This window comes from Micromonospora sp. bgisy143 (assembly GCF_057708145.1).
The window spans coordinates 267,346-281,456 of sequence record NZ_JBYIRN010000002.1; the positions used below are offsets into that span (position 1 = coordinate 267,346).

The 14,111-nt window shown below is 72.0% G+C and carries 11 protein-coding genes; 3 read left to right on the forward strand and 8 right to left on the reverse strand.

Going from position 1 to position 14,111, the window contains the following annotated elements:
- Positions 1 to 13: 13 nt before the first annotated feature.
- A complete protein-coding gene (locus tag AC3EN4_RS04180) occupies positions 14 to 832 on the reverse strand; it encodes an MOSC domain-containing protein (RefSeq protein ID WP_435204588.1) in 819 nt (272 codons plus the stop codon).
- A 129-nt stretch (positions 833 to 961) separates the two neighbouring features.
- On the opposite strand from AC3EN4_RS04180, the gene AC3EN4_RS04185 reads away from it, so the two are divergent.
- A complete protein-coding gene (locus AC3EN4_RS04185) occupies positions 962 to 2,041 on the forward strand; it encodes an LCP family protein (RefSeq protein ID WP_435204589.1) in 1,080 nt (359 codons plus the stop codon).
- Between the two features lie 43 nt (positions 2,042 to 2,084).
- Here AC3EN4_RS04185 and AC3EN4_RS04190 read toward each other — a convergent pair whose 3' ends face one another.
- The 6 genes from AC3EN4_RS04190 to AC3EN4_RS04215 form a co-directional block, all read right to left on the reverse strand.
- Positions 2,085 to 3,539, reverse strand: coding sequence for a sugar transferase (locus tag AC3EN4_RS04190; RefSeq protein ID WP_435204852.1), 1,455 nt, complete (start codon positions 3,537 to 3,539; stop codon positions 2,085 to 2,087).
- 174 nt (positions 3,540 to 3,713) lie between these two features.
- Positions 3,714 to 4,940 (reverse strand): endo-1,4-beta-xylanase, encoded by a 1,227-nt coding sequence (locus AC3EN4_RS04195; protein WP_435204590.1) that lies wholly within the window; start codon positions 4,938 to 4,940, stop codon positions 3,714 to 3,716.
- Positions 4,937 to 6,115, reverse strand: a complete 1,179-nt coding sequence (locus AC3EN4_RS04200; protein WP_435204591.1) for a polysaccharide pyruvyl transferase family protein — start codon at positions 6,113 to 6,115, stop codon at positions 4,937 to 4,939. Before AC3EN4_RS04200 ends, AC3EN4_RS04195 begins: the two co-directional genes overlap by 4 nt.
- Complete coding sequence (locus AC3EN4_RS04205; RefSeq protein WP_435204593.1) at positions 6,105 to 7,499, reverse strand: lipopolysaccharide biosynthesis protein; 1,395 nt, start codon at positions 7,497 to 7,499, stop codon at positions 6,105 to 6,107. The genes AC3EN4_RS04200 and AC3EN4_RS04205 overlap by 11 nt, the downstream gene beginning before the upstream one ends.
- Positions 7,480 to 8,382, reverse strand: coding sequence for a glycosyltransferase family 2 protein (locus tag AC3EN4_RS04210; protein ID WP_435204594.1), 903 nt, complete (start codon positions 8,380 to 8,382; stop codon positions 7,480 to 7,482). Before AC3EN4_RS04210 ends, AC3EN4_RS04205 begins: the two co-directional genes overlap by 20 nt.
- The gene (locus tag AC3EN4_RS04215) at positions 8,379 to 9,851 is read right to left on the reverse strand and encodes a hypothetical protein (RefSeq protein ID WP_435204595.1); all 1,473 of its coding nucleotides are present in this window, start codon (positions 9,849 to 9,851) and stop codon (positions 8,379 to 8,381) included. Before AC3EN4_RS04215 ends, AC3EN4_RS04210 begins: the two co-directional genes overlap by 4 nt.
- A 440-nt stretch (positions 9,852 to 10,291) precedes the next feature.
- Between AC3EN4_RS04215 and AC3EN4_RS04220 the strand changes: the two genes are divergently transcribed.
- Positions 10,292 to 11,113 carry a glycosyltransferase family 2 protein gene (locus AC3EN4_RS04220; protein ID WP_435204596.1) on the forward strand — a complete coding sequence of 274 codons (822 nt, stop codon included), beginning with the start codon at positions 10,292 to 10,294 and terminating at the stop codon, positions 11,111 to 11,113.
- 21 nt (positions 11,114 to 11,134) lie between these two features.
- On the opposite strand, the gene AC3EN4_RS04225 is transcribed toward AC3EN4_RS04220, so the two are convergent.
- Positions 11,135 to 13,123 (reverse strand): trypsin-like peptidase domain-containing protein, encoded by a 1,989-nt coding sequence (locus tag AC3EN4_RS04225; protein ID WP_435204597.1) that lies wholly within the window; start codon positions 13,121 to 13,123, stop codon positions 11,135 to 11,137.
- 126 nt (positions 13,124 to 13,249) lie between these two features.
- Between AC3EN4_RS04225 and AC3EN4_RS04230 the strand changes: the two genes are divergently transcribed.
- On the forward strand, positions 13,250 to 14,101 hold the full coding sequence (locus AC3EN4_RS04230; protein ID WP_435204598.1) for a MurR/RpiR family transcriptional regulator: 852 nt from the start codon (positions 13,250 to 13,252) through the stop codon (positions 14,099 to 14,101).
- The last annotated feature ends 10 nt before the right edge of the window (positions 14,102 to 14,111 follow it).

The window sequence follows — 14,111 nt, forward strand, 5'->3', positions numbered from 1 at the left end:
CACCGCTGGCCGGTCAGGGGTCGATGACGATCGGGTCGCCGATCCGTACCGGTCCACTGTCGACGGGCACCACGTTCAGTCCGAACAGGAGCTTCTGCCGGATGTTGCGGTGGCGGCCGAGGGTGCGCAGGGGCTCCTTGGCGCGTACCCCGGTCTCCTGGTCGGTGGTGGTGACCACGCAGCGGTCGCACGGCCCGGCGGCGCGCAACCGCACGTCGCCGACGCGCAGCGACCGGCCGGCCCAACCGTCCTCGGCCCAGGCCGGCGCGCCGTCGACGACCAGGTTGGGCCGGAACCGGGTCATCGGCACCGGTTCCTCCCCCGCGTCGCCGAGCCAGTCGTTGAGGGCGTCGAGGGAGCTGGTGCTGGTCAGCAGCAGTGGGTAGGCGTCGGCGAAGCTGACCTGGTCGCCGGTGTCGTACTCGCGGTCGGCGGCGGCCAGGTGTCGCGTCGGGTGGGCCAACCAGACCAGCCGGACGGGCCGGTCGAGGAGGGTGCCGAGCCAGGCGTCGGCTGCCGGGCCGGCGGGCAGCGCGGGGACGGAGGTGGTCCGGCTGCGGAAGGTCCGTACCCGTACCGGGTCGCCGCCGGCCGGTTCCGGGACGTCGAGGTCGGGCTGCCCGTCGGCGTGCAGCACCAGGCCGCCCGGGCGCACGCTGGCCCGCAGGCCGACCAGTCGGGTCGTGTCCCGCTGGGTGACGCCGACGCCGTCGGCGTCCACCACCATCCAGCGCCGGTCGCCGGCCAGGCCCCACGGCTGCACGAACGCGCCGTCGTGGTCGAGCCGGTGACAACCCTTGACGGGGTACGTGTGAATCGAGGTCAGCCGCACCCGTTCACCATGACATGCCGATGCGGTCGCCGGGTTACCGGTGGTCGGCGGCCGGTCGCACCGACCGATTGGTGGCACTGGCCGCACGAGGGTACCCGGCGAAGAAGTGGCTTCAGTAGCATCGCGCCCATGCCACATCGTGAACAGACGTCGGAGCCCGGGACGGAGCCGACGACCGGTGCGCCCGCCGCTGTGGAGCCCGTCGAGGAGCCGACGTCCGGCGGTCCGCGACGGCCTCGCCGCTGGCGGCGCGTCCTCTTGATCAGCCTGCTGGTGTTGGTGGTGCTGGGTGCCGGTGGTGTGGTGGCCGGCGGGCTCTATCTACGGTCGGTCGAGTCGGACATCGAACGGGTCGACGCCTTCGACGGCGTTCCGGAGGAGTCGCGCCCGCAGCCGGTCGTCACGGGCGCCACGAACATCATGATCCTCGGCAGTGATTCGCGGGATCCGGAGCGGACGAGCGGGTCGCGCACCGACACGATCATCCTCGCCCACCTGCCGAAGGACCGGTCGAGCGCGCAGCTGATCTCGATTCCGCGGGACACCTGGGTGCCGGTGCCGAAGTCGAAGGACGGCAACCACGGCGGCCGGGACGCGAAGGTCAACGCGGCGTACGCCTGGGGTGGGATACCGCTCATGGTGCAGACCGTGGAGTCGTTCACCGGGGTCCGGGTGGATCACGTGGCCGTGATCGACTTCGCCGGTTTCAAGGAGATCATCGACGCGCTGGGCGGCATCGAGATCGACTCCGAGAAGAGCTTCACCTCGATCCACGAGCCGTTCCGCACGTTCAAGCAGGGCGTGCAGCGGATGGACGGTGAGACCGCCCTGGACTACTCACGTCAGCGCAAGCAGTTCGCCGACGGCGACTTCGCCCGGATCCGCCACCAGCAGCAGGTGATCCGCGCGATCATCGACAAGGCGTCGTCCGGTGGCATCATCACGAACCCGGTCAAGCTCAACGACTTCCTCAAGGCCACCTCGAGTTCGGTCTCAGTGGACAAGGATCTGTCCCTGCTGGACATGGCGACGCAGTTGCGCGGGGTCCGGGGCGGCAACATGACGTTCCTGACCAGCCCCACCAAGGGCACCGGTCAGGTCGGCTCGGAGAGCGTGGTGTTCGCCGACAAGGCACGGGTGAAGACGTTCTACGACGCGGTCCGGCGGGACTCGGTCGGCGAGATCGTCAGCCTCGGCAGCAAGAAGTAGGTGTGCGCGACGGGCGGTGGCCGCGTGGCCGCCGCCCGTCCGATCAGTACGCGCCCCGGCGGGCCAGTACGACGCTGAGCGTCTTCCAGAGGATGGCCAGGTCGTACACGAGTGACCAGTTGTCCACGTAGTGCAGGTCGAGGCGGACCGCGTCGTCCCAGGTCAGGTCGGAGCGGCCGGAGATCTGCCAGAGCCCGGTGATGCCCGGCCGCACCAGCAACCGTCGACGTACGTCGCCGCGGTAGTCGTCGTCCTCGGTGGGCAGGGGGCGCGGGCCGACCAGCGACATCTGCCCCCGCAACACGTTGATCAGCTGAGGCAGCTCATCCAGTGAGAGCGCCCGCAGGTGCCGGCCGATCGGGGTGACCCGAGGGTCGTCCTTGATCTTGAAGAGCAGTCCGTCGCTCTCGTTCCGGTCCCGCAACGCCGCGAGCCGCTCCTCCGCGTCGATGTACATGGTCCGGAACTTCCAGACCTTGAAGGCCCGGCCCTCGTGGCCGATCCGGGTCTGCCGGAACAGCACCGGGCCCGGGCCGCTGGCCTTGATCGCCACGGCGATCGCGAGCAGCACCGGGCTCAGGATGACCAGACCGAGCAGGGCGGTGACCCGGTCGAGCACGTTCTTGGCCAGCAGCGACAGGCCCGAGATGGTCGGCTCGTCCACGTTGAGCAGCGGCAGGCCCTCGATCGGCCGGACGTGGATCCGGGGACCGGTCACGTCGGTGACCTGCGGGACCACCACGAGGTTCAGGCCGGTGCCCTCCAACTGCCAGGCCAGCTTGCGCAGCTCGTACGACTCCAGGCTGGCGGGGCCGCAGACCGCGATGGTGTCCGCGCCGAGCTGCTGGACCAGCGGGACCAGGTCCCAGCCCACGTACACCGGAACCGGGGCCGTCACCCGCGAGCCCGGGCTCGGGTGCCGAGGCAGGTGGATGGCGACCGGGTGCAGTCCGGCGCCGTAGTTGCGGGTCACCACCTCGTGCAGGGCGAGCGCGTCGGAGAGGCGGCCGACCAGCAGCACCTTGTGCGCGGCTCGCCCGGTACGCCGGATCCGGCGCAGCACCACCCGGGCGACGAACCGTGCCACCAGCGTGTACAGCAGCAGGCAGATGATGATGGCGGCGACCGTGGCCCGGGACAGGTCCTTCTTGAAGCCGAGCGCCAGGAAGGACACCATGGCGGCCATCGCGAGGTTGGCCCTGGCCACCCTCTTCAGCTCCTCGGTGCCCAGCCCGAGCGCCCGCCGGTCGTACGCCCCGGCGGCCACGAGCAGGAGCAGCCACCCCAGCGGCACCCCGACGTTCGTCACCAGGGTGAAGGAGCTGACGTCACCCAGGACCCGCTGGTCCCAGAAGCCGGCGTCGGCCTCATCGAGCAGGGCGACCACCGTCCGGCTGGCGGCCAGGGCGGCGAGGACGTCGAGCAGCACCAGCCAGGCCACGTACCGCCGACGCCAGTTGGCCCGCGGCGCTGGGCGCGCGAACACGGACCGGGCCATGCCGTTGGACGGGGGCGTGATGACCCCCAGGTCAGGGTCGAACGTGGGTGCCTGCTGGGAGGTGACAGCCGTGAGGAACTGGGTCTGCGCGGACACGATCTTCCTTTCACCGCCGCATGTCGTGAACGTCCGGGAGGTGGCACTGCGTCTTTCGGCGCCAGCGAACAGGTGAGCTCAGCCCGGGCCGGGACCGGCTCCGGTGGGGGGTGGAATCCGACGGAGTTCGTCGATGAGGGCGGCGTGCGCCGGTTTGGGGACCAGTGCCGCGTCGAAGAGGCAGGCCGCACCGTAACCGGCGTGGTATCCCGGGATCCAGCTCCGCGCGTCGGTGAAGCCCCAGACGGTGAACGAGACGCAGGCGGGCACGGCGAGGCAGGCCCGCAGCACCTGCCGGTAGAGGGCGGCCTGGCGTTCCCGCTTGGCGGCGGTCTCGGGCAGTGCGATGCGTACGTCGAGTTCGGTGATCGCCACCGAGACGCCCAGCTGGGCGAACCGCCGCAGATTGCCGACCATGTCCCGGGGCTGCTCGTCCCAGCGCAGGTGGCTCTGGAAGCCGACCCCGTCCACCGGTACGCCGGCACGGCGCAGCTCGCGCACCAGGTCGAGGAGCGCGTCGGCCTTACGGGTCCGGCCCTCGACGCCGTAGTCGTTGATGAACAGTCGGGCGCCGGGGTCGGCCGCGTGCGCCCACCGGAACACCTCGGCCACGTAGCCGGGGCCCAGCTTGCGCAGCCACAGCGTGTCCCGCAGCGAACCGTCCTCGTCGAGGACCTCGTTGACCACGTCCCACGCCCAGACCCGCCCGCGATAGCGGGACACCACGGCGGTCACGTGGTCCCGCAGCGCCGCCCGGAGCTGCTCCGCCGACCACTGCGGATCCACCCACTTCGGCACGTCGGTGCGCCCCAGGAGCGTGTGGCCGTAGACCGCCTGGCCGCGTTGCTCGGCGAAGTCGACAAGTTGGTCCGCGCCGGCCCAGACGTACACGTCGGGCGACGGCTCGAGGTTTCCCCACTTCATGGCGTTCTCGGGGGTGATCGCGTTGAACTCGGAGCCCAGCAGTTCGCCGTACTCGGCGTCCAGACTCAACCCGCGGCCGTCGGCGGCCGAGCCGACGCGGACCGTGGTCGGCATCAGGTCGCGCAGGGCCGGCGGCCGGGACACCGTGGGCGCCGGCACGGTCGGCACGCCCGGGGCAGCGTTGTTCCGGGGTTCCCGGTCGATTCCGTAGGCCACCGCGAGACCGGTGGCCAGCAGCGCGACGACCACCAGCGCGAGCGCCACGGGCAGCACCGCCCGACGCGGTCGCGCCGCGGTGACGGTCACCGGCACCACGGCAGGCGGCCGGGGCGCGGCCGGCACCGCCGGCTCGCGCTCCCGCATGAACACCCGCTCGCTCACCCTGCGGAGGTGTCCGCGACGGCCCGGAGCGCCCACGGCGCCTCGGTGAAGTTCCGACGTGCCCGCTCCGCGAAGTCCTCGCGGCTGAGGCCGGGTACCGCGTCGTCGGTGAGCATGCCGGCCAGCACCCGGGTCACCTCGGCGGGATCCTCGGGAACCCGAGCGAGTCGCAGGGACGCGGGCTGGTCGATGTCGTCGAGGAAGTCGTCGCACTTCTGCTGGTACGGCACCAGCGCGAAGGGCACACCGGCCAGGTAGGCGAAGACCGCCCCGTGCAACCGCATGTGCAACCCCAGGTCACACCGTTTCATCTCGTCCCAACAGGCCCGTACGCCGTCCCGCGCCGTCACCACACGCACGTCACAGGTGCCGGCCACCGCCGCGCGCAGCCGCTCGCTGACCTGCTCGTCGCCGTGCTCGGGATGGGTGTTGAAGACGAAGACGGTGACGTCCACCGGCTCCTTGAGCACCAGCGCCCGTACGCCCTCGACAAGGGCGTCCTCCCGTCGCCGTACGTCCGGCGCGGCCGCCTCGTAGTCCACGCCGAGCAGGGTCACCCCGAGGCGGGCCCGGGCGCCCGGCGTCGGCCGGGGCCGGCGAGGAGGAATCGGCTCGCCGAGTGACTCGGGCAGCAGACCGGCGAGGTCACCCGCCGGGATGAGCCGGCCCGGGTAGCCCGCCCGGCGCAGGACCTCGGCGGACGCCGCGTCGCGGACCCCGATGACGTCGATTTGCCGCAGCACCTCGACCAGGCGGCGCTCGGCGGCGGCGGACAGGAACGGTCCGATCGAGACACCGACCGCCGCCATCGGACGCCCGGAGAAGCGACGGAAGAGGGCGAACATCCTCTTCTCGCTCAGCGGGCCCATGTCCCGGAAGACCGAGCCACCACCGAAGAGCAGCATCGAGGAGCGGCTCAGCAGGGCGGCCTTGCTCAACAGCGCCCCGGCCCGGTTGGTGGCACCGTGACCGCGGTACCACCGGGGGCTCATCCCCACGCTCGCGGCGGGGAGGTCGACCATCGGCGGCGCGGCGAAGACCGGGTTGGCGCTACCCCAGTAGGTGCGGGTCGCCCAGTCCAGGACGACACAGAAGGCGTTGTCCCCGACGTTCTCCATGCCGTAGTACCCGACCACGAGGGGACGCCGAGCCGCCGCACTCGGTTCAAGACGCACGCGGGGTCCCCCTCGTCAAACGCAGGCGCAGATCGTGCCACGACGGCAGATCGGCGTCACCGACGACCCGTCGACGGACCGCGATCCAGAACAGAGCACAGAGGACGATCTCCGCCACGACGGTCGCCGCCGCCGCACCCATGATGCCCCAGAACGGCGTGGCGACGGCCAGGGCCACCACGAACACCAGGGCACCCACCCCCTGGTAGACGACCTTGCGACGGAGCAGGCCGCCGCTGGTGAGCAGCGAGGCCACCGCCGCACCGGCGAACCGGAACGGGATCGCCAGCGCCAGCACCGCCAGGACGGTGGCGGACTCCCGGTATTCGGCGCCGAGCAGGAACGGCAGCCCCGGCAGCCCGCAGAGCACCACCAGCACCGCGATGACCGCGCCCAGCGCGAGCATCCCAGTGCCGCCGTAGCGGTACGCCATCAGGATCGCGTCCCGGTCGGTCTGCGACCAACGGTGCAGCTTGGCCAGGAAGTACTGCTGGAAGGCCACCCGGGGGACGAGGTACACAGCGGTCAGCACGGACATCGGCACGGACAGCACCGCGGCCGCCTCGGGACCGCGTAGCTCGGCCACCGCCACGGTGCCGAGATAGATCCCGAGCAGGTAGAACACGTTGCCCAGCACGAACGGGGTGGCGGCCCGGGCGACAGCGGTCACCGGCACCGCCGGGCCCGGCGGCTCAGCACCGGCCGTACGCGGGTGACCCTCGAGCGGCATCTCCCCTCGGACGAAGGGCCGCATGACGACGGCGCAGGCCACCACGGTCAGCACCGCCACCACCGCGTAACCCGCGGCTGCCGAGAGCACCGAGAGGCCGAACAGCCACACGGCGAGCACCACCAGCACCCGGCCCAGGTGCGGCGCGGCCTGCAACGCCGACAGCCCACCGTACGCGCCGCGCAGTTGCTGCACCGATGCGACGAGCGCGAGAGCCGCCTGCGCGACGACCACGCAGGCCAGCAGCGCCCGCACCCCGCCCTCGGCCGGGTCACGCAGCTCGGCGACGGCCCACGCCAGCATGCCCGCGACGATCAGCACACAGGCGATCAGCACCAGCCGCAGCGACGGGCCCACCCAGCGGTACGCCCGCTCCCCCTCCTGCCCGAACCGCTGCAACCACAGCTCGGAGACGCCGAAGACCGCCAACGGCGCGGTCAGGGACACCACCGCGAGCGCGGCGGTCATCGTCCCGAACGCGGCCTGGGGGAGGCTGCGGGCCAACAGGATCTGGGTGACGAAGGCCGCGACGGTGACACCGACCTGACTCAGGCCCAGCATGCTCAGGTGGATCAGGACCCGCGCCACCCGCCCGCGCGCCGCCACCGGACGCGCCGGGCCGCCCTGGTCGAGGTCAACGGATGCGGGTGACAAACCACTTGCCCGTCTCGCTCAGCGTCCGCAGCGCCTTCATGCCCAGACCCACCCCGGGAACCCGCCACGGTCGGTACATGTCGATCAGACGGAACCAGAAGACCAGGCCGCCGAGACGACCCCGGGTGACGTTGCCGTCGTGGCGCTGGAAGCGCACGATCGGATGGTCCAGATGGCAGGGCTGTACGCCCGAACGCAGCGTCCGCAGCACCAGCTCGATGTCCTCGAAGAGCCGGAAGGTCTCGTCGTACCCGCCGATGGTGTGCAGCACCTGCCGGTCGATGGTGGTGCCGGAGTGCTTGAACGGAAGGCGCGGACGGGTGAGGACGCCGAGCAGCATGCGTTCCGCCGAGGCGTACTCGGGCAGCCGGATGGGACGTTGCGTGCCCTGGTTGATCTCGGTGTAGTCGGCGTACGCCCAGCGCCGCCCGGTGGTGGTGAGCAGTTGGTGCAGCCGGGCCAACGCGTCCTCGGTGAGCTCGTCGTCGGAGTCGAGCACGGTCAGGTACCGCCCGACGGCGGCGCGCAGCCCACGGTTACGGGCCTCGGCGATGCCGGTGGGCGGCTGGCTCAGCACCCTGATCCGGCGGTCCGTGGCGAGGCCGGCCTCGGCGATCACCTGCCCGACCGGGATCTGCGACCCGTCGTCGACGATGACCAGCTCGAAGTCCTGGTAGGTGTTGGCCAACACGCTGCGGACCGCGTTGACGAGCAGGGTGGCCCGGTCCCGTACGACGATGCAGACGGTGAAGGTGGGCCGGACGACAGGTGTGGTGGGCGCGTCCGTCTCGACCCGGTCGGAGGGTTCGACGACCCGACCGCCCTGGCGGGGCGGGTGGGGGTGATCCCCACGGACGGGCGCGGGCGGCGAGGAGTTGGTCACGTCGGCCCGCCCGCCGCCACCGGGTCGCCGTCGCCGGACCGCACCGACGGCTCCGCGCGCACCCCGTCGTCGGTTCCGGCGTCGTCGGTCTCCGCGTCGACGGCGAGCACCGCCAGCACGCCGAGGAAGAACAGCCAGAGGAAGTACGGGTAGCCCAGGGGTTTCTGGGTGAGCCCGAAGATGAGGAGCGTGGCGAAGAGCACCAGCAGCGGCAGCCGACCGGCCGTGCCGACCTGTGCGCGGGCGAGGCGGTACGACCCGACGAGGATCGCGCCGACCAGCACGAGACCGGTGATCCCCCAGATCACCATGATGCGGATCAGGTCGTTGTGCATGTCCCACGGCTCGTAGCCGAAACCGAACAGCCACACGTCCGCCGACGAGCGACCCAGGATGTCGGCGACGTCGTTCCAGATGGCGCCCCGTCCGTGCATGAACGTGTCGGAGCGGACGTCGAGCGAGCCCACCTCGGTGAGGGCGACCCGCACCCGCTCCCAGATGGCACCGCCCCAGAGCCCGCCGGCGACGGCGGCGACCGCCACCACGGCACCGCCGACCAGGAGCGTGGGCCGGCGGTCGATCCGGCGGCCGGCACGACGGGACGCGACCAGGTCACGGACCCGCCGCGCCTCGAAGGCCGCCACGATGACGATCAGGCAGAGGATCGTGAAGCGGTGCAGGGAGACGGCTCCGGTGGCGACGAAAAGCACGATGAGCGCGTACCGCACGGCAGCCGAGATGCGAAGACGGTCGCCCAGCACGTAGATCAGGAAGACCGAGAAGATGAGCAGCCGGCCGAGCGACATCGGGTGGTAGTAGCCCCCCGAGGCGCGCCCGATCTTCTGCCAGTTGGCCAGCTCGAAGTAGAACGAGTACGGGATGACACCGGCGACCTGCAGCCAGGCCAGCACACAGTGGACGATCGCGCCGAGCAGGATCACCCCGGTGACGAGGACGAGACGCCGTGAGGAGAGCAGAGACCGCCGCATCAGCATCAGGCCGAGCAGCGCGATCGGGGCGAAGCCCACGACCAGGCGCATCGCCTCGGCGGGAATCGCCGAACGCGGCTCGAGGTGCGCGCCGTAGATCGGGTAGCGCCGCACGTCGAAGAGGTCCAGCAGATCGGCGCGTGCGCCGACGAGGAGGAAGCTGACCGCCGAGCTGACCAGCAGCAGCACCACCGCACCTGCCACCACCAGCAGCGGCCTGGGTGGCAGCCGACGGGCGCCGAGGGCGACCAGCCCGTACGCGGCGATCATCAGGACGGCGCCGACGGCCGTGAGCACCACGCCCAGATCGATCCCGCTGCTGCCCTTCTTCTCACCGATGTCGAACAGCGGCTTCACCGCGACGAGGGCCAGCGCGGCGATGGCCAGGTAGCTGGCGATCTGCTCGTGGCGCGGCGTAGGCCCGTCCCGGTGCCCCACCTCCGGCCGCGGTCCCGAGGCCGGAGTGGTCATGGTTCCCATCGGGGGTGTCTCTCCTCATATCAGTGTCCGCCGTGGGCGGCGGCCGGCGTCGTGAACGCGCCGCCGCTTCGGCAATGCCGTCCGACCGTTGATCAGTGGCCGACGGCACCTGCCGACAGGCGGAGACTGAGCCGAATGTCGGGAAAGGACATCCACAGCGCTCAACCGCAGCCCGGCCTCAGAATCACGAGGACGATACCAGCGCCCGGCGTTTCTCCGGGGCCCCGGTCGCCGACCCGTCAGTGCCCTCCGACATCGCGCATCGCCGGGTTGGCCGGACATTTCCGATTCACTTATTCGACCCCTTTTTCCCTCCGTCTTGCATGGGTGATGGCGTCTCCGGCAAGCTTGACCGCCGTGCGTCGACCGGTCGTCGGGGCCCGACCTGCCGCCGGCAGGATCCGATCAGAGCGATCGATTGTGGACGGTGTGACATTTCGATGATCTCCGTGGTGATGGCGGCCCACAACGAGGCGCGGGTCATCGGCGGTTGCCTCGACGCGCTGCTCGCCGACGCCGGCCCGGACGGCCTGGAGATCGTGGTGGTGGCCAACGGCTGTACGGACGACACGGCCCGGGTCGCCGCCGCGCGGCCGAGGGTACGGGTCATCGAGGTACCCGAGGCGGGTAAGGCCAACGCGCTCAACGTGGGTGACGCGGCCGCACGCGGTTTCCCCCGGATCTATCTCGACGCCGACGTCGTGTTGAGCCCGGGAGCGTTGCGCCGGATGGCCGCGACCCTGACCGAGGGCGACTCCCCGCCGTTGGCGGTGATGCCCCGGCGGCAGATGGTGACCGGTGGCCGCCCGCTGGCCGTGCACGCCTACTACGCCATCAACACCCGACTGCCGATCTTCGCGGACGCGCTGTTCGGACGCGGCGCGGTCGGTATCTCGGCGGCCGGCCGCGAGCGTTTCACCCAATTTCCGGAGCAGATCGCCGACGACCTCTTTCTGGATTCACTGTTCGCGTCGAGCGAGAAGCGCGAGGTCGGCGACGCCACCTCGTATGTCCAGGCGCCTCGCCGGACCCGGGATCTGCTCCGCACCCTGGCGCGGGTGCGCGCCGGCAACACCATGCTGCGGGCCACCCACGAGGGCGTCCGGGCGTCGGTCCCGTCCTCCTGGCTGCGCGACGTGGTCCTGCCCCGACCATGGCTCGCCCCCGCGGCCACGGTCTACGTGGCGCTCACCGTCGCGGCCGCGCTGCGGGCCCGCCGGCATCCGCGCGACGGGTGGGGGCGGGACAACTCGACGCGCTGAGCGCGCCCGCGCCGCACCCGGTCAGTAGCGGGGACGGCGGCGGAGCACCACGACCAGCACGACCAGGCCGACCAGGAGCAGACCGCCGAGCCCGGCGAGCGACGCCCACAGAAGCCGGGGCGCCCCGTCCGACTCGCCGGCGAGTCGGGCGCGGTCGACGGCGTTCTGCCGGTACGCCTGAGCCAGGAGGTTGACCGGCGACGCCTGGGCGACCCGGTCGAAGCTGGCGATGGCGTCGTCGTTGCGGCCCGCGAAGAACGCGTCGAGCCCTTCCCGGTACACCCGGTCCGTGTCGGCGCGGCTGCTGCTGGTGCCACCCGCGCCGAGCAGCCCGGTGACCACCGACACCGGCACCAGGGCGCGGTTGGCGCCCCCGCTGGCCGCGCGGTCGGTGTCCAGCACGCCGACCACCCGGCCGGCGGTGTCCAGCGCCATCCCACCGGCGGAGTAGATGCCGACGTCGTCGTTGAGCCGGGAGATGGCCACCGAACCCTGGTTGGCGGTGCCGGCGACCTGGGCCGGCTTGCTCTCCACGGTGTAGGTCGCGGCCCGGAAGTCCGCGTCCGTGGTGCGGTAGCCCAGCACGAGCAGCGCGGCGCCCGGTGCGGGCGCGCCGCCGTCGGCCAACTCCACCGAGGGCAGGCTGGCCTGGGTCAGCTTCACCAGGGCGAGGTTGCCGGCATCGGGTTCGAGGACCCGGACGACCTGGCCGGGGATGGCCGGGCTGGCGGTGAGGTCACCCCGGGCCACGTTGAACTGGCCGAACACCTGACTGGTGGGCTCCGAGCCGGGCTCGGCGCCGGTGAAGACGGTGCTGTTCAGCTTGCTCCGGACGTAGCCGTCGAGTTGGGGCGTGGTCAGCTTCTTCTGTTCGATCAGGATCCGGCCGAGCGTGTAGAGGGCGCGCTCGCGGGCCGCGTCGGCAGCGGGCCGCACGCACTGGCCGTTGGTGACGATGTGGCCGTCCGGATTGACCACGAAGCCGCTGCACCGCCGCTTGAAGGTGACCGGCGTCACGCTCAACGGAACGTTGGACTTCGCCTCCCGCAGGGTGCCGGTGAAGACGGCCTCGACGAACACCATGGACGGACCGGCGACGGCGAGGGCCCGTTCCTCGGCGCTGTACGGCGCCGCCTGCGCCCACGGCTTGAGGCCCGGGTTGATCGCCGGGGCGCTGGGGAACGCGCCGGACGCCGTGGGCAGGGTCTGCGGGACGGTCGGCTCCTCGTCACCGGTGACTGCCCAGACGGTGGCGCCGGCGGCCAGGGCCACCGCCAGGGCGGCGGCGGCAACACCGACCCAGAGACCGGTACGGCGCGGCGGTGGCGCCGACGGCTTGATCCTGCGGACCGGTGCGGTGAACGGATCGGGTGCCGACCGGTCGTCGTCCGGGAGTACGGGGTCCACGGTGGACGCCGCACTCCCACCGGCGCCGGAGACCGGATGCGGCGCGGCGCTGACCGGCTGCCCGGGGATCGGGCCGCCGTGCATGGCCCACGGCGCGTACGGCGGCCCGGACACCTGCGGCACACCCGAGACGGACTGTGGCGGTCCGGAGACCTGCGGTGCTCCCGACACGGGCTGCGGCGCACCGGAGACGGGCTGCGGCGGCGCGGAGACGGGGTGCGGCGGCCCGGCCTGCTGGGGGATCCCGGAGACCGGCTGTGGCGGCGCGGAGACGGGTGCTCCGGCATCCTCCGGCACCGGCTGGTAGTCCACGCCGAGGGCCCGGAAGAGCTTCTCCGCGCCCGGCCCCGCCTCGGCCGGGTAGGCGACCCACGGCGCGGCGGCGCCGAAGTCGGCGTAGACGAAGGTCTGACCGCCCTGCGTCTGCGCGAGGGCGTTGGCGGTGGCGGAGAACGCCTCCCGCCAGGCCGGCGTGGCCGCCACGTTCGCGTCCAGGACAGCCACCGTCACCAGCCGGCCCTGCCCGTCGATGGCCGCCCACGCCTTGCCCACCTGGCTGCCGCCCAGCACGTGGGTGAACCTGTACGGGCCATCCGGCTGCATCCGCACTCCTCCGCTCGACCGCCGTGCGGATACTACCGAGCGCGCGCCAGGCTGCTCGCCTCCGGTGCGACGACGAGCCACGCCTGACGGTTGCCCTCTGAAAGTTTTCATGCATAGAGTCGCAGCGTGAATGACAGTGCTGCCGAGGCGACGGCCGAGCAGGTCCTCGACCTGTTCGACGGGGTGCGACTCACCCCGACCCAGCGCCGGATCGCGCACTGTCTCGTGCAGCACGCGCCGACCGTGGCGTACCTCTCCGCCGCCGAGGTCGCCGAACTGGCCGGGGTCAGCCAGCCCTCGGTCACCCGGTTCGCCGTCGCGCTCGGCCACGACGGTTATCCGGCGCTGCGCCGCCGACTGCGGGACCTCACCGCCAGCACGGCGGGCGGGCCGGCGGACGCCGCCAACGAGCTCCAGCAGGCGGTACGCGCCGAGATGGGCAACCTGGACCGGTTGGCCGGACAGCTCGCCGACACCGACCGGATCGCCGAGACCGGTCGCCTGCTCGCGGCCAGCCGGCCGCTGCCGGTGCTGGGCCTGCGGGCCGCCGCGCCGCTGGCCGCGTACTTCGCCTACTTCGCCGCCAAGGTCCACCCGGACGTGCGGGTGCTCAACGACGGCGGCAGCCTGCTCACCGACCGGCTGGAGCAGGCCGCCGAGGCCGGGGCGTCGGCCGTGCTCGCCTTCGTGCTGCCCCGCTACCCCCGGGAGACCCTGGACGCCCTGCGCGACGCGCGTGCCGGCGGGCTGACCGTCGTGGCGATCACCGACTCGCCGGTCAGCCCGGCCACCGAACACGCCGACGTGGTGCTGCCGGCCGCCGTCGGCGCCCAACTCGTCTTCGACCTGCACACCGCCCCGATGACCCTGGCGATGGTCCTGTTGCAGGCGATCTGCGACGCCGCGCCGGCCGACACCCAGCGCCGCCTGGAGGCGTTCGAAGCCTCCGCGGCCCGACGACAGTTGTTCCTCGGATGAGGAGGAGACC